We start from the raw sequence: 20141 nt of genomic DNA on the forward strand, positions 1-20141 counted from the left end.
TGGCGGGAGGATATCGGGTTGTCCCGTATTCAAAGAAAGCCATCTCTTTTATACGAAGAGCGACCTTTATTCCGTTCTATTCGTGAATAAAGTCTGCGAGTATGCCGGAATCGCTCGCAAAGCGGAGGAAATGTTGTTTTTATTATCCGATTTTTCAGGCCGATTCGAAATAAATTTCTATATTTGCAACGATGCCCTTTGAATAAATGAGGAGCAGGAACGAAGAAATTTGCATAAATAAACCCAATAATTTTTTAATACGTATGAAAATCAAAATGTTTATGTTGGCTGCTTTGGCAGCATTTGCGACCTTGTTCGCTGGTTGTAGCGACGACGAAAACAAAACCAACGGTAACGGTGGCAATAACGGAACGGGAGGAGATCCTGTCGAGAGCGAATATAAGGTGACGTTCTCCGACACGTCTTATTACAGTTCGGTTGCTACGTTCGAGGCGATTACAGAGAATGCCAAGTCCCAGTCTTTTATGGCTGTGGTGTTTGAGACGGCGTTCCTGGAGCAGCAAATTCCCGGAATTACGGATAATGATATTGCGAAAGGTGTCATCAACTATTATAAGGCGGAATATATGTCGCAGGGAGCCACTGTTGCTGATATTTACAATGTGCTTACTCAGCAGGGACGGTTGCATGGTAGTGTAACTCCTTTGGAATTGGATGTCCCCGGTTTGTCGGCGGGTACATCCTACTCGGTTGTCGTTGCCGGTGTCAATGAGAACCTTGAAATTGTCGCTAACGGAATCGTTGCCGAGTTTACGACGAAAACGTTGCCCGGCCTGGAGGAGGAGAATTGTACTTTCGAATGGACGGTTGAGCCTAAATCGACGTCCGTAACAATGAGTTTTACTCCTTCCGATAAGAAGGTGCCCTATTTCTTCTATGCGCTGACAGCTGAAGAGTATAGTTCGGAATGTCAAAACGACCCCGCGATACTGAAAGAGCTGCTCCCTTCTTTTATCGCTAACTTGGCCAAGGCTTACCAGATGTCTGTTTCCGAGTTTATGAAGAAACAGCGGATGACGGGTGATTTGGAGGAGTTCACTTTTACTGGTTTGCTGCCTAAAACGGGGTATGTCGTATTCGTGTGCGGTATGGATGAGTACGGTCGTCCGACGACGGATGTCAGCGTGAAGGACTTTGAAACGTTGGAATATGTCGCTTCGGATGCTACGGTGGAGAGCGTGGATGTCCGTCTGTATGACGGTGAGGAGGCTTCGTCCATTGATCCGACTACGTATAAGCCCGATGATTACGGAGGTGCCTATTTCTTGCGATACGTACCCCAGTTCTCCGAAGAGTGTGCCGAGGTTTGGAATATGCTGGTGACCGATGTGGATTTTTCGGGTGAGTCTGACGACGTGGTTTTGTCTTACATTATGAGTATGGGCTTTGATGCAGATACTTCTATGATGGATATAGTCAAGCTTCCTGAGGGCCTTATGGTTTACGCTTATATCGTAGCACAGAACGAGGCCGGAGAGTATGGTAATATTTACCGATGTGAACCGTTCGAGGTGAGCAAGGCTAACCTCAGTCCGGTGGAGGAACTTTTCCCCGAGTCTAATTCGAAGAGCGGAATCTCTTCCGTAGCTTTCAGTTCGGTGGGCAAGATGTGTCCGAAGACCGTAAATTCGATGAAAATCGTTAGCGTGTTGTAATTCGGCCGCTGACCGAAACCGAAGATTCCCGAAGTAATTTCGGGAATCTTTTTTTGCGTCTTTCGGAACCGGGGAGGAGCAGCTGGAGGAAATTCCGGGAATTGAGTCCGAAATATTTGGCACTTTGTGGAAAAGTATTTAATTTAGTAAAAAATATCGCAATGATATACTTTGGTGGATCTCTTTGGGAATGTAGCGCCAAGTCCCTCCGAGGAGGGAATGTCGGGGAGAATTGCATTACAGACGCAGCCACAAGCTGCGAATAGGCGACCCTTGCGATGCTGCGATCTCGGATGATGGTACATTGAAATATATAATTGCCCAAAATGTTTATTGCAATGAGTGTATCTGTGAACAAGACATATTCGGCGGCCGATTTGAAATTCCTCAATTTGCTTTCGGAGAAATTCCCGACCATTGCCGACGCTACGACTGAAATCATCAACCTGGAGGCTATTCTGAACCTTCCCAAAGGTACCGAGCATTTCCTTACGGACCTTCACGGTGAATACGAGGCTTTCCGCCACGTGCTGAAGAACGCTTCGGGCGTGATCCGGCAAAAGGTGCACGAGGTTTTCAACAATACTTTGCGCGAATCCGAAATGACGGAGCTTTGTACGCTGATCTACTATCCCGCCGAGAAGCTGCAACTCATCAAGCAGAAGGAATCGAATCTGGACGACTGGTATAAGGTTACGCTCAACCAGCTGACAGAGGTCTGCCGGGCCGTTTCGGTCAAATACACCCGCTCGAAGGTGCGCAAGATGCTGCCTCCGGATTTTTCCTATGTCATTCAGGAGCTTCTCCACGAATCCGATTCGCCGGGATCGCCCAAACAGAGTTATTTCAACGGGATTCTTAATTCGATCATCTCGATCGGACGGGCGGATGCTTTCATTATCGCCATGAGCAATGTGATCCAGTGCCTGACGATCGACCGTCTGCATATCATCGGCGATATTTTCGATCGGGGGCCCGGTCCGCACTTCATTTTCGATACGCTGGCCCAGTACAAGATGTACGATATCCAGTGGGGTAATCACGACATTCTTTGGATGGGCGCTGCGGCGGGAAATTTAGCTTCGATCGCCAATGTGATCCGTGTGTCGGCCCGCTATGACAATCTCGATGTGTTGGAGGACGGCTACGGCATCAATCTGCTGCCGCTGGCCCGCTTCGCCATGGAAGTTTATGAGAACTCACCCTGCAAGCCCTACCAGCCCAAAGTGATGCAGAATTCGGGCGTTACGGAGCGCGATGTACTGCTGATGGCCCAGATGCACAAGGCGATTTCGGTGATCCAGTTCAAGATCGAGGGACAGATGATCAAGCGCCATCCCGAATACAAGATGGAGGGGCGGGCTTTGTTGGAGAAAATCGACTACGAGAAGGGAACCATCGAGATCGACGGCAAGGATTATCCCTTGAAGGACGCCGACTTTCCGACGGTCGATCCCCGGGATCCTTATAAGCTGACTCCGGGCGAAGATCAGCTTATTCGTACGTTGCAAGCCTCGTTCCTGAACAGCGACAAACTACAGAAACATATCCGGCTGCTCTTTTCGAAGGGCAGTATGTATCTGATCGTCAATTCGAACCTGATGTACCACGCTTCGATTCCGATGACCGACGAAGGGGAGTTCAAAACAGTCATCGTGGACGGAAAACCCTATGCCGGACGGAGCCTGCTGGACAAACTGGACCGCCTGACCCGGGAGGCCTATTTCGGTGGCAATGGGGCCAAGAGTCAGCAGATGGCGCTCGATTACATGTGGTACTTGTGGTGCGGCCCCGAATCCCCGTTCTTCGACAAGGCCAAGATGGCAACGCTGGAGCGTTACCTGATCGAGGACAAGAAGACGCACCACGAGGAGAAGGGAGCTTATTACAAGCATTTGGATGATACGAAGATGTGCAGTATGATTCTTTCGGCTTTCGGACTCGATCCAGAGAAATCCCATATCATTTCGGGACACGTGCCCGTGAAGACCTGCAAGGGCGAAAGTCCCATCAAGGCCGGCGGCAAGCTGCTGATGATCGACGGCGGATTTTCCAAGGCGTACCATTCCGAAACGGGCATCGCCGGTTATACGTTGATTTACAATTCGCACGGGCTGCAACTGGTGCAGCACGAGCCTTTCGAGTCGGCGGTCAAGGCCGTCGAGGAGGGAAAGGACATCATCTCTACGAAGGTGATCGTCGAGGCGACGACCGACCGCATCACGGTGCGCGATACGACTATCGGCAAGGAGTTGCAGGTGCAGATCGACGACCTGAAGAACCTGCTGGCGGCCTATCGCAGCGGCCAGATCAAGGAACGTAAGTAACCGAAGGCAGCATTGCTGCGAAATATCCGTGTCCGGGGGACTCCTTTTATCCGGTCGGAATTCTGCGAAAGACGACTTTCGAAGGAGCGAATCGGTCTTTTCGGTTCGGCAGTAAGGCGGGGGATAAAAGCGGGCCGCAGCTATTACGCTGCGGCCCGCTTCTACGATATAGACGAAATTGAAAATCATTCCCATTCTATCGGCTCACCGCTCCAGCGATCCCAATCTTTCCACCGCTCGGTGGTCGCACGGACGGCTTCTTCATAGTCCTCATTGGTGATATGAATCGTCCATCGCACGGCACGGGGGCGGTCCGGGAACTCTTCATACTCCCAACGGGCCGGGTCGCGCGGCGTTCCGACCATCTCTTCCGTCATAGGCTTTATAAAATTATAAAGCATCGCGGTATCTTTCTCCGGACCTAAAGTCCCGGCCTTATCGTTTCGGTAATAAATTTCTAAATAATCTAAGCCTTTGTTCAAGTCTTTGATTAATACCTGATCCATATCGAAATTCAAACCCGCGCAATTTTCTATACAACACCAATGCGTAGCTTGTTCCTTCGGCTTGAGGTAGTAGAAGAATCCGTATGGGTTCCTTCGTACTCTTGCAGCAATGTACAGCGGCTGGTCGCTGGCATTTCGCATACGGAAGTACGTGTAATAGAGACTGGGTTCCTCGTCCTTTATGTTATCCTCCATCGAATGATACATCTCCTTATACTCTTCTGAAGGCTGTACCGGCTGTTCTTCCGGCGGAGTTTCCGGTGCCGGACTTTCCGCTTTGTCGGAACAACTCAACGGAGCCAAGAACAGGAGCAAGGCTCCTAACGATAAATAGACACGTGCTTTCATAATTAGGTAGGTTTTAGGTTGAACGATCGTCGCCTGCAACGGTATGCCTTCGATCCTTTTCCACGCGCCTCTTCCGGAATGCTTGCGGCCATTGTGCCGCGAGCTTCCCCTTTCACGGGCTGAAACAGGCATTAGACATTGCGGGATACGCTTCTCCCGCGATGTTTCTGTGCTCTATAATTAAGTATAATAGATAGATTCTGCAAACGGAAAGGTTCGTTTGCGGCAAAATCCCTGTACACGTGTCTTTCGATGTCCTGTGATGCACGGCCCCGCCGCTATCGTCCGATGTATTTCGACCTTTCCGCGAAATCCCTTTCGAGGGTGCTTCGGGGCGTATCGAATTAACGGTCGGCGGAATCGTGATCTGCCGTTGAAATCGGCTGGAAAACTGTTGTGAATCCCTGACCGGCGGCAGGCCGTATGGGTGGATCGGCCCCGGGTTTCGGGCGTGTCGGCAGATCCACTTGGGAATAGACAATAAAAAAGCTCTTCCTTTCGAGGGAAGAGCTTTTTTATGCCTTCTTGTAAAATTATTCGGGCTTGATCGCTTCGCTCGGGCAAACGCCTGCGCAGGTGCCGCAGTCGATGCACTTGTCAGGATCGATTACATAAACATCACCGGCCGAGATTGCCTCTACCGGACATTCGTCGATACATGTGCCGCAAGCTACGCACAAATCGGGACTAATTTTGTAAGCCATTTTTTTGTATTGTTTAAGTTGTGTGTTGACGGTGCAAATATAAAAATTTATTTAATCATATCAAAGCCCGTATAAGGAATTAACGCTTCAGGAATCCGGATGCCGTCGGGCGTCTGGTTGTTCTCCAGCAGGGCCGCCACGATGCGGGGTAGGGCCAGCGAGGAGCCGTTGAGCGTGTGTGCCAGCCGCGTCTTTTTGTCGGCATCCTTGTAGCGGAGTTTCAGGCGGTTGGCCTGGAACGACTCGAAATTCGACACGGACGACACTTCGAGCCAGCGTTTCTGCGCTTCGGAATATACCTCGAAATCATAAGTCAGCGCCGAGGTGAAGGACATGTCGCCGCCGCAGAGTCGGAGGATGCGGTAGGGCAGCTCCAGTGCCTTGACGATGCTTTCGACGTGGGCCACCATGCCGTCCAGCGCCTCGTAACTCTTTTCGGGAAGGCTCAACTGTACGATCTCCACCTTGTCGAACTGGTGCAGACGGTTCAGTCCGCGCACATCCTTGCCGTACGACCCGGCTTCGCGGCGGAAACAGGGGGTGTAGGCGGTCATCTTCACCGGAAAATCCTTCTCGTCGAGAATCACGTCGCGGTAGATGTTCGTCACGGGCACTTCGGCCGTCGGAACGAGGTAGAAGTTGTCCGCCGTGGCGTGGTACATCTGTCCCTCCTTGTCGGGCAGTTGTCCCGTGCCGAAGCCGGAGGCTTCATTGACCATGACCGGAGGCTCCACTTCCAGATACCCGGCCCGCGTGTTGCAGTCGAGGAAGAAGTTGATGAGCGCACGCTGCAACCGGGCGCCCTGTCCCTTATAAACGGGGAACCCCGCGCCGGTGAGCTTTACGCCCAGGTCGAAGTCGATGATGTCGTATTTGCGGGCCAGCTCCCAGTGGGGCAGCGGGTTTTCGGGCAATTGCGTATAGCTTTCGACCAGTTTCACAACCAGATTGTCTTCCGCCGTTTTGCCTTCGGGCACGATGTCGGCCGGGAAGTTCGGCAGGGTGACGATCGCGGCCTGAAGAGCATCCGAAACCTCTTTGAATTCGGCATTCAGCGCGTTCGACCGCTCCTTGAGGGACGCGACTTCCGCTTTTTTGGCTTCGGCTTCGTCGCGCCGTCCCTGACCCATCAATGCACCGATCTGTTTGGCCGCCTGGTTCTGTGTGGCCAGACATTCGTCCAGTTCGTGCTGGATCGCCTTGCGGCGGTCGTCCAGTTTTTCGATTTCGGCGATTACCGGAGCGGCGTCCACTCCTTTTTTTGCCAGACGGCGGATGGCCGCCTCGCGGTCGTCCCTGAGTTGCTTGATCGTAAGCATGGTCTTGAAATATTACGTGTTCGGAGAGCAAAATTACAAAACAAACCCCAATCGCAAGCACATTTGCCGATTATTTTTTACTTTTGCCCCGAGATAAGACACGCCTCGACGCGGCCCGGGGGAACCGGATGTCGTTTCGGGTTTTTTCTTCGGCATATTTTCCGACAAAGCACCGTGAAATCCATCGAATTACTCGCTCCCGCCAAAGATTTGCAGGCGGCCGTCGCTGCGGTCGATTACGGCGCCGACGCCCTCTATATCGGAGGCGCCCGCTTCGGTGCGCGCCACGCGGCGGGCAATTCTGCGGAGGAGATCGCCCGAGCGGTAGAGTATGCCCATCAATACGGTGTACGGGTGCATGCTACGCTCAATACGTTGCTCTATGACGGCGAGTTGGCCGAAGCCGAGCGGCAGGCCAGGGAGCTGATCGCCGCCGGGGTGGACGCCCTGATCGTGCAGGACATGGCGCTGCGGCGGATGAATCTGCCGGTCGAGCTGCACGCTTCGACGCAGGCGGCCACACGTACGCCGGAGCAGGCGCTTTTTCTGGAGCGCTGCGGCTTTGCCCGCGTGATTCTGGAGCGGGCCTTGTCGCTCGACGAGATCCGGACGATCCGCGCCGCCTGCGGGGTCGATCTGGAGTGTTTCGTCCACGGGGCGATCTGCGTGGGGTACAGCGGCCGCTGTTTCCTGTCGCGTTCGATGAGCGAACGCAGCGGTAACCGGGGCGCTTGCAGCCAGCCCTGCCGCCTGACCTACGATCTGGTGGACGAGTCCGGGCGTACGGTCGTCAAGGGGCGGCATTTGCTGTCGGTGCGGGATTTGAATTTGTCGGACCGTATAGGCGAGCTGATCGATGCGGGGATTACCTCGTTCAAGATCGAGGGACGCCTGAAGGATATCGGATATATCAAAAATGTCGTAAGTTATTACCGCCAGCGGATTGATCGGGCGCTCGCGTCGCGGCCGGGATTCTGCCGCTCGTCGGTGGGAGAGAGCCGGCCGGACTTTCAGCCGGATCCTTCGAAGAGTTTCACGCGGGGCGAGTCGGAGTATTTCTTCGACGGTCGCCGGGCGGGAGTCGCATCGTTCGACACGCCCAAAGCTGTCGGCGAACCGTTGGGGCGCATTGTGCGGGTCGATCGAGGGAGTTTTACGCTCTCCGGGCCGTGTGATCTGGCTCCCGGTGACGGCATCTGTTTGCTGACCCGGAACGGGTTGGCGGGTACCAATGTCAATGAAGTGGCCGGAAGCCGCATCGTGCCCAACCGGATGGAGGGCGTCGTTGCGGGGGCGGAGGTGTTCCGCAATTTCGACCGCCGCTTTTCGTTGGCCCTCGACCGCAGCCGTACGCGGCGCGTGATTCCCGTGCGTGCCGACGCGGCGATAACGCCGCTGCGAGTAACGGTGCGTTTTACCGATTGCGAGGGAGTTGCGGCCGAGGTTACGCGCGACGGGGTGTTCGAACCGGCGAAAGATTCCCGGAAGATGTCGGAAACCGTCGCCGCACAACTTTCCCGCAGCGGAGATACGATTTTCGACGTGCGGGAGGTTCGCTCCGAAGGGTGCGACCGTTTCGTGCCGGTGTCGCTGCTGGCGGAGCTGCGCCGCGAAGGATTGGAGCGTTTGCGGCGGGCGCGGCTCGACCGCCCTGTCGTCCATGCGATTCTGCCCGAGGATCGATCGGCGCCCTATCCGTCGAAAGTCCTTACGGCCGAGGAGAATGTTACGAATCGTCTGGCCGAGGAGTTTTACCGCGATCACGGGGTGCGGCAAATTGCACGCGGACTCGATCTGGAACCTGCGACGGCAGGGCATCCGGTCATGCGTTCGGCCTATTGCATTCGGCGTGAGATCGGACAGTGCCTGAAGGAGCATCCGACGCTGAAAGGAGAGCTGTTTCTGATGCGCGGCCGGTTCCGATACCGGCTCCGGTTCGACTGTGCCCGGTGCGAAATGAGCCTGATCGACGAGAGCGATCGAAAATAACAAAAGAGTCCCGCGCTTTCGATTGGCCGGATCGGTCTGATTATTTCGGCGGTGGAAGTTGCGGGCGAGTTCCGTTTCTGCGGGCGGCTCGGTGAAATTTGTTCGGCTTGCGCCTGTTCGCCGCAGGCCGGTAAAAGAAGTAGGATGTCGGCAGTATGCCGTGTACGAACCGGATAATTCGTTATATGCTGTATGATTAAAGATAATTCCATGTTTGAAGCCCTGATTCCCCGATTCCCCGACTACGAACTGATCGATTCCGGCGATTTCGAGAAACTCGAACGTTTCGGCCGTTATGTCGTGCGCCGTCCCGAACCGCAGGCCATCTGGCGGCGGAGTCTTACGGAGGAGGAGTGGCGCCGCCTGGCCGACGCCTCGTTCCTGCGTGACGGACGCAGCGAAGAACGCGGGGAGTGGCGGTTGCGGTCCGGGATGCCGTCCCGGTGGACGGTGGACTATGCCTATGAAGGGATGCGGCTGCGCATGCGCTTGGGCCTCACTTCGTTCAAACACGTGGGGCTTTTCCCGGAGCAGGCGGCCAACTGGAATTTCATCTACGACAACTGTGTGCGGATGAGAGCGGAGGAACGGACGCCGAAGGTCCTGAATCTCTTTGCCTATACGGGCGGAGCGACGCTCGCGGCCCGGGCGGCGGGAGCCGATACGACCCACGTGGATTCGGTCAAACAGGTCGTGACCTGGGCGCGGGAGAATATGGAGCAGAGCGGTTTGGAGGGGGTGCGCTGGATCGTCGAAGACGCGCTCAAATTCGTGCAGCGCGAAGTGCGGCGAGGTAACCGCTACAACGGAATTATCCTCGATCCCCCGGCTTACGGACGGGGTGCCAACGGCGAAAAGTGGATTCTGGAGGATAACATCGGCGAGATGCTCGAATGTTGCGCCCGGTTGTTGGAGCCGCGCGGAGCGTTTCTGGTGTTGAACCTCTATTCGATGGGGTTGTCGGCAACGCTCGCTTCGACCGCCGTGCGACAGGCCTTCGGCACGCCGTTTGAGGAACAATTCGGAGAACTCTGCTTCGACGACCGGGCCGGCAAGCGGCTTCCCCTGGGGACGTACTGTCGTTTTGTCAGGTAGCCGACGATCGGTTTGCCGGTACGGGGCAGAGCGGTTTTGAAAAACTTATGAAATTATGACTACGCTCTCTATTGTACTGGGTATCCTGACCTGGTGTCTTATTTCCGTACTGATCGGGCTCGTCGGCAGCCGCCGCAAGATCGGATTCGCCTGGACGTTCGTTTTAAGTCTGATCCTTACGCCTGTCGTGGGCCTTATCGCGGCTCTGACCTCGCCGAGACTGCCGCACGGAGGCGAGAAATGGGGCTTCGTGCACATCGGATTCATGGTGCTTACGGCATTGGCCCTGATCTCTTTCCTGGTAGTGCTCTTTACGGGCGGCATCTTCTTCGTCGCCGGAGGAGAGTAAGCGCGGTTAAAGATAGATCGCGATGCCTGCGGCAGCCGAGAGGACGATCAGCAGGATCGGATTGAGTTTGAAGTAGGAGCCTGCGAGTACGCCGCCGAAGAGAATCCAACTCCAGAAGTCGATGAAGCTGGCGTCGCCTGCGTCCTGCGGAAACATCAGCAGGAGCGCGGCCGCCCCAATCATGCCGATCACTACCGGGCGGAGTCCCCGCATGGCGCCGCTTACCAGCGGATTGCCCTTGAGTCGGGCGATGTAGCGGGCGACTAGAATCATCAGCGTCATCGACGGCAGGCAGACCGCGAAAGTCGCAATGACCGAGCCCAGAATACCGTACCATACGCTGCCGCTTTGCATTCCAACTGTGTAACCCACGTAAGTCGCCGAATTGATGGCGATGGGGCCGGGCGTGATCTGCGATACGGCCACGATGTCGGCGAATTCGGCGTTGGTCATCCAGGCGTGCTGGACGACCACTTCGTTCTGGATCAGCGACAGCATGGCATAACCGCCGCCGAAGCCGAAGAATCCGATTTTCAGATAGCTGACGAACAGTTCCCAGAATATCATTGCTTACTCTTTTTTGCGATAGACAATTCCCAGACGATGCCTGCACCTGCACCGGCGGCAAGAATCAGTACCGGTGAAAGACCCAGCCACCAGATCAGTCCGGCCAGTGCGGCGGCCAGCACGATCATGCTCCAGTGCATGCCCCGCGTGAGGGTGACCAGCGGAGCGATGATCAGGGCAACGACCGCCGGGCGCATTCCTTTGAAGGCTGCATCGACGACGGGGTTCTGACGGATGCCCGCGAAGAAGAGGGCGATCGCCAGGATGATGAGGAACGACGGCAGCACGGCGCCCAGCAGCGATGCGCAGGCGCCTCGGAGCCCCGAGCGTTTGTATCCGACGAAGACGGCCGTGTTGATCGCAATAGGGCCGGGGACCGATTGTGCCAGGGTCAGCAGGTCGAGAAATTCCGAAGCGGGGATCCACTTGCGGTGGTCGATCACCTCGCGTTGGATCAGCGGGATCATGGCGTAGCCGCCTCCGAAGGTGAAGAGTCCGATTTTGAAAAACGACCAGAATATTTCCCAAAGTTGTTTCATTGTACCGGTTTTGAAGACGGTTGTCTGTCGTCCGTTCCGATTTCGGATTCGTTGGCGGCAGCCACCAATGCGGTCGCCATGACGGCGGCCGTTTCCGTGCGCAGGCGCTGCGAGCCGAGCGTGATTTCGCGGAAACCTCCCCGGACGGCCAGGTCGATCTCTTCGGGCGAGAAGTCCCCTTCCGGCCCGATCAGAACCAGTACGTCGCCTCCTTTGTGCAGGATGTGGGGCAGAAATGCCTTGCCCAGGGCCGAACGGGGAGCGTCGCAGTGGGCGATGAATTTCTGTCCGTCGAAGGGCTGCTTGATGACCTGTCGCAGCGGAGTTATTTCGTGCAGGCGGGGGTGGTAGGCTTTGAGCGACTGTTTCACGGCAGCCGTGATGACCTTGTTCTCCCGTTCGGGCTTGAGCGTGCGTCGCTCGCTATGCTCCGTGGCGAGGGGGATGATCTCCGCGACCCCGATTTCCGTGGCTTTTTCGAGGAACCATTCGAACCGGTCGTTGTTTTTCGTCGGGGCGACGGCCATCGTCAGGCGGTAGGGCAGCTTGCCGAATTCGCTGTTGGTGTCGCGCACCCGCACCCGGCAGCGTTTGGGATTGTCGTCCACGATTTCACAGCGGTAGAGGTTACCGCGGCCGTCGGTGATGTGCAGCTCTTCGCCGCAGGCCATGCGAAGCACGCGGATGCAGTGTTTCGACTCTTCCTCGCTGAGCGTATATTCCGGAGGAACGATATCGGGGGCGTAAAACAGTTGCATTTTTTATAAATTGTTTACCTTTGCAAAGGTAAATAAAATCCAACGAACCGATGAAGCGATATTCTTTATTTTTAATTTCATTGATTCTGCTTATGACTACGGGATGCAACCAGCGTAAAGAGGTGGCGGAGAATCCGTTCTTCGAGGAGTGGGAAACGCCCTACGGCGTGCCTCCTTTCGACCGGATCCGGCCCGAACACTTTCTGCCTGCCTTCCAGCGGGCGATGTCGATTCAGGAAGCCGAGATCGACGCTATCAAATCCAACGGCGATCAGCCCTCTTTCGAGAATGTCATTCTGGCTTACGACCGTTCGGGTTTGATGCTGGAGCAGGTGGGGCTGGTTTTCAACATGCTCTGTTCGGCCGACGTGAACGATCAGTTATTGGCGGCGAAAGAGCAGGCGATGCCGTTGCTGGCCGCCCATCGGGACAATATTCTGCTCGACGAGGTGCTTTTCGACAAGATCAAAGCCGTTTACGACCGTCGCGGCAGCCTCGGCCTCGATGCCGTGCAGACGCGCCTGGTGGAGAAGATTTACGGTAAGTTCGTGCGGGCGGGAGCGCTGCTCGATCCGCAGCAGAAGGAGCGGTTGCGTCAAATTAACGGCGAATTGGCGCTGCTGCCCGTGAAATTCGGCAATAATGTCCTCCGGGCGACGAATGATTTTATGTTGAAACTGACGGAGAAACAGCTCGACGGGCTGCCTGCAAGCGTGCAGGGGATGGCCCGGGAGAAGGCTGCGGAGTTGGGATTGAACGATGCGTGGGTCGTTACGCTCGACGCTCCCAGCCGGATTCCGTTTCTCACGTATTCTACTCAGCGCGACTTGCGGGAGCAGTTGTACAAAGCATATATCGACCGTTGCAACGAAGGCAGCGAGTACGATAACCGCTCTCTGGTGAACGATTTCGCCCGCCTGCGTAACGAGAAAGCCCGCTTGCTGGGCTATCCCTCCTATGCGGCTTATGTGACGGCCGATGAGATGGCCGGAACGCCCGCTGCCGTTTATGAGTTGTTGAACGAAGTGTGGACGCCGGCGCTCGATCGCGCCAAGGAAGAGATGGCCGAGATGAATACGATGTTGCAGCGGGATGTGCCGGGGGCGACGTTCGAACCCTGGGATTGGTGGTATTACGCCGAAAAGGTGCGCAAGGACAAATATGCGCTCGACGATGCTACGCTGCGGCCCTATTTTTCGCTCGAAAATGTTCGGGAAGGCGCTTTTTCGCTGGCGAACCGGCTTTACGGGATTACGTTCCGTCCGTTGGTCGCACCGGTTTACCACAAGGATTGCTCGGTATATGAGGTGCTCGACGTGGACGGGACTCATTTGGGCGTGCTCTATTTCGACTTTTTTCCGCGCAGCGGCAAGAGCAGCGGTGCGTGGTGTACCGCGTTCCGCAGCCAGCGCTACGAAGGCGACGAACGCATCGCTCCTGTGGTCGCCATCGTATGCAATTTTACTCCGCCGACCAAATTGACGCCTTCGCTGCTTACGCTCGATGAGGTCCAGACCCTTTTTCATGAGTTTGGGCACGGGCTGCATGCGCTTTTCGCCGACGTGAAATATCGGTCGCTCGGCAGGGTGGAGGGCGATTTCGTGGAGCTCCCTTCGCAGATCATGGAGAATTGGGCGACCGAACCCGAAGTGCTGCGCCACTATGCGATCAATTATACGACGGGAGAGGTGATTCCCGAACGCTTGATCAAGCGCATCCGCGAAAGCGGCAAGTTCAACCAGGGCTTCATTGTCACCGAACTGGTAGCTGCCGCTCTTACCGATATGGATATTCACGCTATTACGGAGTACGAACCTTTCGATGTGAACGAGTTCGAAGCCGATGCCGTGTACGGTCGCCGGGGATTGATCCCGCAGATACAGCCCCGCTACCGCTATCCCTATTTCCTGCATATTTTCGATGGGGGCTATGCGTCGGGATACTATTTCTATATCTGGGCGCAGGTCCTCGACAAAGACGCTTTCCGGGCCTTCGAACAGACCGGCGACGTATTCGACCGTGCGACCGCCCGGAAATTCCGGACGCTGCTTTCTCGGGGCGGTTCGGCGGACGGTATGACCCTCTACCGGGATTTTCGCGGGGCCGATCCTGATAAACGGGCGATGCTCGTGGCCTGTGGCCTGATGGAGGAGCTGCCCGAAGAACCTGCCGACAGCCTTGCCGTGCCCGTCGTGACCCTCGAACCGAATGAAAAGCCTAAAATCTAATTTAACCGATGAAAAAGATTGTTATGACATTTTTAACCGCTTTGGCAGCCGGATGCGCGGACCATACGATGCCCGTTGCCCAGCTGCCTGAAATTGATACGAACAACCCCTTGCTCGCGGAGTGGAATACGCCGCACGAAACCCCGCCGTTCGACCGGATCCGGGTGTCCGATTACGAACCGGCGTTCGATGCCGCGATCGCTGTGTCGCGTGCCGAAATCGACGCGATCGTAAACAATCCAGCCAAGCCGACCTTCAATAATACGATCGTGGCGCTCGATCGTCAGGGCCGGCTGCTTTCGCGGGTCGAAGGTATTTTTTTCAACCTGCTCGAAGCGGATGCTACGCCCGAGATGCAGCAGGTGGCCGAGAACGTACAGCCCAAATTGACGGCCCTGTCCAACGACATATCGCTCAACCCGCAGCTCTTCGAGCGTGTGAAGGCCGTCTATGAACATCCGGGGTGGTTCCTTTCGAAAGAGGACAAGAAATTGCTGGAGGAAACCTATAACGGTTTCGTGCGCAGCGGTGCGAACCTTTCCGATGAGGACAAGGAACTGTACCGGCAATATTCGACCGAACTTTCGGAGCTTTCGCTCCGGTTCAGCCACAATGTGCTGGCTGCCACGAATGCCTTTACGATCAATATCACGGATCCGGCGCAGGTGGCCGAGCTTCCCGATTTCGTGCGGGACGGTATGGCCGCCGAAGCCAAGGCCCGTGGCGAGCAGGGATGGACGGTGACGCTTCAGGCGCCGAGTTACGTCCCTTTCATGGAGTATTCGACCAACCGCGAGCTGAAGGAGAAGCTTTGGAGAGCCAGCAACTCCCTCTGCTTGGGCGGTGAGTTCGACAATACGGAGAACATCAAGCGGATGGTCAATCTGCGTTTGAAGATCGCCAACCTGTTGGGGTATCCGACGTACGCCGATTACGTGCTGGCCGACCGAATGGCTGAAAACGCGCAGACGGTCAATGCTTTCCTGGATGAATTGCTTGCCCAGACCAAGGAGTATGCCGTGAAGGATTACAATACGATCGGGGAGTATGCCCGCTCGCAGGGTTTCGAAGGCGAGGTCATGCCCTGGGATATGGCTTATTACTCGGAGAAGTACCGCCATGAGAAATACGAGCTCAACGAGGAGTTGGTGAAGCCTTACTTGCAGTTGGACAGTGTGAAGCGGGGGGTATTCCTGCTTGCCAATAAGCTCTACGGCCTTAATTTCACGCCGAATCCCGAAGTCCCGGTCTATCATCCCGAGGTGACGGCTTACGACGTGACCGACAAGGACGGTCGCTTCCTGGCGGAACTTTACCTCGACTTCTTCCCCCGGGCTACCAAACGCGGCGGGGCTTGGGAAACCGAGTTCCGGAGCGTTTCAATCGTCGAGGAACACGAAACCCGCCCGCTGGTGTCGCTGGTGATGAACTTCACCAAGCCGACCGATACGACTCCTTCACTGCTTACTTTCAGTGAATTCGAAACTTTCCTGCATGAGTTCGGACACGCGCTGCACGCCATTCTTTCGGAGGGAGAGCACGAGTCGATCAGCGGTACGCACGTATATCAGGATTTCGTCGAGCTGCCTTCGCAGATCATGGAGAATTGGGCGACCGAGAAAGAGTTCCTCGACTTGTGGGCCGTGAATTACAAGACCGGAGAACCGATTCCTGCCGACCTGATTGCCAAGATCGTCGCCGCAGAGAACTATCAGGCGGCTTATTTCAATGTCCGCCAGTTGCTGTACGGGCTCAACGACATGGCATGGCATTCGATCGACAAGCCGTTCGAGGGCGATGTCGAACTGTTTGAACGGACGGCGATGGCTCCGGCTCAGGTACTCCCGGTTGTCGAGGGTGCTGCGATGTCGCCGGCTTTCAGCCACATTTTTGCCGGCGGATATGCTGCGGGCTATTACGGTTACAAGTGGGCCGAGGTGCTGGCGGCCGATGCCTTCTCGCTGTTCAAGGAGAAGGGTATTTTCAATCCCGAAGTGGCGGAGGCTTTCCGCCGCGAAATTCTCTCGAAGGGCGGTCACGAACATCCGATGACGCTCTATGTGAATTTCCGGGGACACAAGCCCGAAACCAAGGCTCTGATCGAAAAGATGGGGCTCGAAAAATAGAGTTGTTGTCGGCGTGGGTTTCCCATCCTGAAAATCGAAAGGGCTGCCTACAGAGGCAGCCCTTTTCGTGTGAGTGTATAGAAGACCGGGACGATCGAGAACGGATGTGGTATGTCGCGCGAATCGTTTGTGCGGGGAAGAGTAGTTATTTTGACAATAAAACCACCCGTGCAATGGTAGCACGGGTGGTTTATATTTTGATGATTGCTGGCGGGATCAGAACTTGCTTGTAACGGGATCAGAACTCCGAGGTGAAGTAAAATCTGATGTCCTTGAAGTTTTCCTGCGCCAGGGCCAGGGCATAGCTGGTGTCGGCCAGAAATACATCGCGGCCGTGCTTGTCGATGGCCATGTTCGTATGTTTGCGCCGTTTGAAGTCGGCCAGCTGCTCGGCGTTGTCGCTCTCGATCCAGCAGGCTTTGTAGATGGAGATCGGCTCCCAGCGGCAGGCGGCGTTGTATTCGTGCGCCAGGCGGTATTCGATCACCTCGAATTGCAGGGCGCCCACCGTGCCGATGATTTTGCGGCCGTTGAGCGACGAGGTGAAGAGCTGCGCCACGCCTTCGTCCATGAGCTGATCGATGCCTTTGGCCAGTTGCTTGAATTTCAGCGGATCGGCATTCTCGATATAACGGAACTGTTCGGGTGCGAAGGAGGGAATGCCTGTGAATTTGAGCTTTTCGCCTTCGGTGAAGGTGTCGCCGATCTTGAAGTTGCCCGTGTCGTGCAGGCCGACGATGTCGCCCGGGTAGGCGAAGTCGATGATCGACTTTTTCTCGGCCATGAAAGCCGTCGGCGAGGAGAATTTCATCTGTTTGCCGCTGCGCACGTGCAGGAAATTCTTGTTACGTTCGAACGTGCCGGAGCAGATCTTCAGGAAGGCGATGCGGTCGCGGTGGTTCGGATCCATGTTGGCGTGGATCTTGAAGACGAAGCCTGTCATTTTCTCCTCGGCAGGCTCCACGATCCGGGTTTCGGTCGGCGCAGGGCGCGGCGAGGGGGCGATGCGGATGAAACACTCCAGCAACTCCTTCACGCCGAAATTATTGACCGCCGAGCCGAAGAAGACCGGGGCCAGCTCAGCCCGCAGGTAAGCGTCGCGGTCGAAAGCGTCGTACACGCCTTCGACCAGTTCGGTGTCTTCGCGCAGTTGCTTGGCGTAGCGTTCGGAGATGTATTCGTCCAGTTCGGGCGAGGCGAGGTCGTTGATCTCTACGGTCGAAGCGTCGGCCGTCTGCCGTTCGTCGCTCGTAAAGAGCGTGAGGTTCTTCTCGTAGATGTTGTAAACGCCCTTGAAGGTGTCGCCGCTCGAAATCGGGAATGAGAGGGGACGTACCCGGATGCGGAGTTCCTTCTCGATTTCGTCCAGCAGGTCGAAGGGATCCTTGCAGGGGCGGTCGAGCTTGTTGACGAAGACGATCACCGGGGTCTGCCGCATGCGGCAGACGTCCATCAGCTTGCGGGTCTGGGACTCGACGCCCTTGGCGCCGTCGATGACGATGATTACGGAGTCCACCGCCGTCAGCGTGCGGTAGGTATCTTCGGCGAAGTCTTCGTGGCCCGGGGTATCGAGAATGTTGATCTTGCGGCCCTGGTATTCGAAGCCCATGACGGACGTAGCGACCGAAATACCGCGCTGACGTTCGATCTCCATGAAGTCGGAGGTGGCTCCCTTCTTGATTTTATTGCTTTTGACCGCTCCCGCGACGTGGATGGCGCCGCCGAAGAGCAGCAGTTTTTCGGTCAGGGTCGTTTTACCGGCGTCCGGGTGCGCGATGACGGCGAACGTCCGCCGGCGGGTGATCTCTTCCTGTAAGGTCATAAACGGTAATAAAGATTGTGGGTGAGTTCTCTTGCAGATTATTTATTGTCCGGTTTGGGGTAGTCGGAGTTGTAGTGGCAGCCGACCGACTCTTTCAATGCGCTGCCTTGTTTGATGACCAGGTAGGCCACGGCGATCATGTTGCGCAGTTCGCACAGCTCGCGATTGGGCTTGATCTTGTTGTGTAGCTCTTCGGTCTCTTCGTAGATGATCGACAGGCGGCGCAGGGCGCGTTCGAGCGAGAGATTCGAGCGGACGATGCCGACGTAGTTGGACATGATGGCCTGCATCTCGCGTTTGGACTGGATGATCATCAGCATCTCTTCGGTGTGCTGGGTGCCTTCGAAATCCCAGTCGGGAATACCCTCCTGGATTTCGACCGAGGAGAGCCGGGAGGTGGCGTGTTTGGCGGCTTGGTCGGCATAGACGACCGCTTCGATCAGGGAGTTCGAAGCCAGCCGGTTGGCGCCGTGCAGCCCCGTGCAGGAGGTTTCTCCCAGGGCATAGAGCCGTCGGATCGAGGTTTCGCCGTTGAGATCGACCTTTACGCCGCCGCAACAGTAGTGTGCCGCCGGTGTGACGGGGATCAGGTCGCGGGTGATGTCGATGCCGAGCGAGAGGCATTTTTCATAGATGTTCGGGAAATGCCGGCGCGTCTGCTCCGGATCTTTGTGCCGCACGTCGAGATAGACGAAGTCCTCGCCCCGGCGGGTCATTTCGGTATAGATGGCCCGGGCCGTCACGTCGCGCGGTGCGAGCGATTTCATCGGGTGGTATTTGTCCATGAACTCTTCGCCGTTTTGCAGACGCAGGATCGCGCCGTAACCCCGCATCGCCTCCGTGATGAGGAAATTGGGCTTTTCGGCCGGATGGTAGAGCGAGGTGGGGTGGAATTGGATGAACTCCATGTTTTCGGTGATGGCCTTGGCGCGGTGGCACATGGCGATGCCGTCGCCTGTGGCGACGCTCGGATTGGTCGTCGAAGAATAGACGTTGCCGCAGCCGCCCGCAGCGACGACGGTGAATTTGGCCAGCACGGTTTCGATCTCGTTGCTCTCCAGGTTCAGCACGTAAGCTCCGAAGCAGGCCAGGCCGCGCGTGTGGCGGGTGACGAATTCGCCCAGGTGGTGCTGTGTCAGCAGGTCGATGGCGAAATGGTGTTCGAGAACCGTGATGTTGGGGTGCTTGCGTACCGAGGTTATCAGGGCCCGTTCGATCTCAGCGCCCGTGAGGTCCTCGTGGTGGAGGATACGATGTTCGGTATGTCCGCCTTCGCGGTTGAGTTCGAAGCGTCCGTCGGGTGTCTTGTCGAATTTCGTGCCCCAGGCGATCAGGTCGCGGATCAGCTCCGGGGCCCGGCGAACTACCAGTTCGACGGCTGCGGGGTCGCATTTGCCGGCACCGCAGACCAGGGTGTCGTGAATATGTTTTTCGAACGTGTCGGGCGCATAGGTCACCGAACAGATGCCTCCCTGGGCATAGTTGGTGTTGCACTCGTCCATTTTCCCTTTCGTTACCAGTGTAACGTGGCCGTGTTCTGCGGCTTTGAGGGCGAAACTCAGTCCGGCGGCGCCGGATCCGATGACCAGAAAATCGGTTTTCATGGTTTTCAGCGATTGGACAGGCCGAGATAGTGCTGGCGTGCGATGAAGCCGGATCGAGCCGACTTATATCCGGACGCAGCCTATCAGAGCGAAATTTTTTGTAAAGATAGCAAAAGGGAACGACGAGCCGAACCCGTTCGAGCTTGTCCGAACCGCCTTCTATCTGATGCAAAGATAGTGAAAG

At 56.1% G+C, this 20141-nt stretch carries 15 protein-coding genes; 7 read left to right on the top strand and 8 right to left on the bottom strand.

Going from position 1 to position 20141, the window contains the following annotated elements; translation table 11 throughout:
• Positions 1-263 precede the first annotated feature (263 nt).
• Together ALIPUT_RS10440 and ALIPUT_RS10445 are read left to right on the top strand one after the other, a co-directional pair.
• Positions 264-1676 carry a hypothetical protein gene (locus ALIPUT_RS10440; RefSeq protein WP_147554458.1) on the top strand — a complete coding sequence of 471 codons (1413 nt, stop codon included), beginning with the start codon at positions 264-266 and terminating at the stop codon, positions 1674-1676.
• 338 nt (positions 1677-2014) lie between these two features.
• A complete protein-coding gene (locus tag ALIPUT_RS10445) occupies positions 2015-4003 on the top strand; it encodes a fructose-bisphosphatase class III (RefSeq protein ID WP_040293820.1) in 1989 nt (662 codons plus the stop codon).
• Positions 4004-4188: 185 nt separating this feature from the next.
• Here ALIPUT_RS10445 and ALIPUT_RS10450 read toward each other — a convergent pair whose 3' ends face one another.
• From ALIPUT_RS10450 to serS, 3 genes are all read right to left on the bottom strand, one after another.
• The gene (locus ALIPUT_RS10450) at positions 4189-4857 is read right to left on the bottom strand and encodes a hypothetical protein (RefSeq protein WP_147554459.1); all 669 of its coding nucleotides are present in this window, start codon (positions 4855-4857) and stop codon (positions 4189-4191) included.
• 533 nt (positions 4858-5390) lie between these two features.
• Complete coding sequence (locus tag ALIPUT_RS10455) at positions 5391-5561, bottom strand: DUF362 domain-containing protein (protein ID WP_004329919.1); 171 nt, start codon at positions 5559-5561, stop codon at positions 5391-5393.
• Between the two features lie 47 nt (positions 5562-5608).
• Positions 5609-6880 carry a serine--tRNA ligase gene (serS, locus tag ALIPUT_RS10460; RefSeq protein ID WP_004329920.1) on the bottom strand — a complete coding sequence of 424 codons (1272 nt, stop codon included), beginning with the start codon at positions 6878-6880 and terminating at the stop codon, positions 5609-5611.
• Positions 6881-7054: 174 nt separating this feature from the next.
• Here serS and ALIPUT_RS10465 point away from each other — a divergent pair, with 174 nt between their 5' ends.
• The 3 genes from ALIPUT_RS10465 (at position 7055) to ALIPUT_RS10475 (ending at position 10313) form a co-directional block, all read left to right on the top strand.
• Entirely contained in the window at positions 7055-8869 is a 1815-nt protein-coding gene (locus ALIPUT_RS10465; protein WP_004329921.1) for a peptidase U32 family protein, read from the top strand.
• Positions 8870-9079: 210 nt separating this feature from the next.
• Entirely contained in the window at positions 9080-9964 is an 885-nt protein-coding gene (locus tag ALIPUT_RS10470) for a class I SAM-dependent methyltransferase (RefSeq protein ID WP_040293910.1), read from the top strand.
• A 55-nt stretch (positions 9965-10019) separates the two neighbouring features.
• Positions 10020-10313: a hypothetical protein gene (locus tag ALIPUT_RS10475; protein ID WP_004329923.1), complete on the top strand. Its 294-nt coding sequence runs from the start codon at positions 10020-10022 to the stop codon at positions 10311-10313.
• 6 nt (positions 10314-10319) lie between these two features.
• Here ALIPUT_RS10475 and ALIPUT_RS10480 read toward each other — a convergent pair whose 3' ends face one another.
• Genes ALIPUT_RS10480 through ALIPUT_RS10490 form a run of 3 tightly spaced genes read right to left on the bottom strand, consistent with a single transcriptional unit; the run spans position 10320 to position 12177 of the window.
• Positions 10320-10880: a chromate transporter gene (locus ALIPUT_RS10480; RefSeq protein ID WP_004329924.1), complete on the bottom strand. Its 561-nt coding sequence runs from the start codon at positions 10878-10880 to the stop codon at positions 10320-10322.
• Positions 10877-11419 (bottom strand): chromate transporter, encoded by a 543-nt coding sequence (locus tag ALIPUT_RS10485; protein ID WP_004329925.1) that lies wholly within the window; start codon positions 11417-11419, stop codon positions 10877-10879. The genes ALIPUT_RS10480 and ALIPUT_RS10485 overlap by 4 nt, the downstream gene beginning before the upstream one ends.
• Positions 11416-12177: a 16S rRNA (uracil(1498)-N(3))-methyltransferase gene (locus tag ALIPUT_RS10490; protein ID WP_004329926.1), complete on the bottom strand. Its 762-nt coding sequence runs from the start codon at positions 12175-12177 to the stop codon at positions 11416-11418. Before ALIPUT_RS10490 ends, ALIPUT_RS10485 begins: the two co-directional genes overlap by 4 nt.
• Positions 12178-12227: 50 nt before the next feature.
• On the opposite strand from ALIPUT_RS10490, the gene ALIPUT_RS10495 reads away from it, so the two are divergent.
• A complete protein-coding gene (locus ALIPUT_RS10495; protein WP_004329927.1) occupies positions 12228-14405 on the top strand; it encodes a M3 family metallopeptidase in 2178 nt (725 codons plus the stop codon).
• Positions 14406-14413: 8 nt separating this feature from the next.
• Entirely contained in the window at positions 14414-16531 is a 2118-nt protein-coding gene (locus ALIPUT_RS10500) for a M3 family metallopeptidase (RefSeq protein ID WP_004329928.1), read from the top strand.
• Positions 16532-16769: 238 nt separating this feature from the next.
• Here ALIPUT_RS10500 and ALIPUT_RS10505 read toward each other — a convergent pair whose 3' ends face one another.
• Together ALIPUT_RS10505 and nadB are read right to left on the bottom strand one after the other, a co-directional pair.
• The gene (locus tag ALIPUT_RS10505; RefSeq protein WP_004329929.1) at positions 16770-18353 is read right to left on the bottom strand and encodes a peptide chain release factor 3; all 1584 of its coding nucleotides are present in this window, start codon (positions 18351-18353) and stop codon (positions 16770-16772) included.
• 38 nt (positions 18354-18391) lie between these two features.
• Positions 18392-19957, bottom strand: coding sequence for an L-aspartate oxidase (gene nadB / locus ALIPUT_RS10510; protein ID WP_004329930.1), 1566 nt, complete (start codon positions 19955-19957; stop codon positions 18392-18394).
• Positions 19958-20141: the final 184 nt, after the last annotated feature.

Source organism: Alistipes putredinis DSM 17216 (genome assembly GCF_000154465.1).
Classification (GTDB): domain Bacteria; phylum Bacteroidota; class Bacteroidia; order Bacteroidales; family Rikenellaceae; genus Alistipes; species Alistipes putredinis.

Bases quoted from the DNA above. Each gene is read 5' to 3' on its own strand.
- nadB (WP_004329930.1), bottom strand. From the start codon at position 19,957: ATGAAAACCGATTTTCTGGTCATCGGATCCGGCGCCGCCGGACTGAGT.
- ALIPUT_RS10440 (WP_147554458.1), top strand. From the start codon at position 264: ATGAAAATCAAAATGTTTATGTTGGCTGCTTTGGCAGCATTTGCGACC.
- serS (WP_004329920.1), bottom strand. From the start codon at position 6,880: ATGCTTACGATCAAGCAACTCAGGGACGACCGCGAGGCGGCCATCCGC.
- ALIPUT_RS10485 (WP_004329925.1), bottom strand. From the start codon at position 11,419: ATGAAACAACTTTGGGAAATATTCTGGTCGTTTTTCAAAATCGGACTC.
- ALIPUT_RS10500 (WP_004329928.1), top strand. From the start codon at position 14,414: ATGAAAAAGATTGTTATGACATTTTTAACCGCTTTGGCAGCCGGATGC.
- ALIPUT_RS10495 (WP_004329927.1), top strand. From the start codon at position 12,228: ATGAAGCGATATTCTTTATTTTTAATTTCATTGATTCTGCTTATGACT.
- ALIPUT_RS10470 (WP_040293910.1), top strand. From the start codon at position 9,080: ATGTTTGAAGCCCTGATTCCCCGATTCCCCGACTACGAACTGATCGAT.
- ALIPUT_RS10455 (WP_004329919.1), bottom strand. From the start codon at position 5,561: ATGGCTTACAAAATTAGTCCCGATTTGTGCGTAGCTTGCGGCACATGT.
- ALIPUT_RS10490 (WP_004329926.1), bottom strand. From the start codon at position 12,177: ATGCAACTGTTTTACGCCCCCGATATCGTTCCTCCGGAATATACGCTC.
- ALIPUT_RS10450 (WP_147554459.1), bottom strand. From the start codon at position 4,857: ATGAAAGCACGTGTCTATTTATCGTTAGGAGCCTTGCTCCTGTTCTTG.
- ALIPUT_RS10505 (WP_004329929.1), bottom strand. From the start codon at position 18,353: ATGACCTTACAGGAAGAGATCACCCGCCGGCGGACGTTCGCCGTCATC.
- ALIPUT_RS10475 (WP_004329923.1), top strand. From the start codon at position 10,020: ATGACTACGCTCTCTATTGTACTGGGTATCCTGACCTGGTGTCTTATT.
- ALIPUT_RS10445 (WP_040293820.1), top strand. From the start codon at position 2,015: ATGAGTGTATCTGTGAACAAGACATATTCGGCGGCCGATTTGAAATTC.
- ALIPUT_RS10480 (WP_004329924.1), bottom strand. From the start codon at position 10,880: ATGATATTCTGGGAACTGTTCGTCAGCTATCTGAAAATCGGATTCTTC.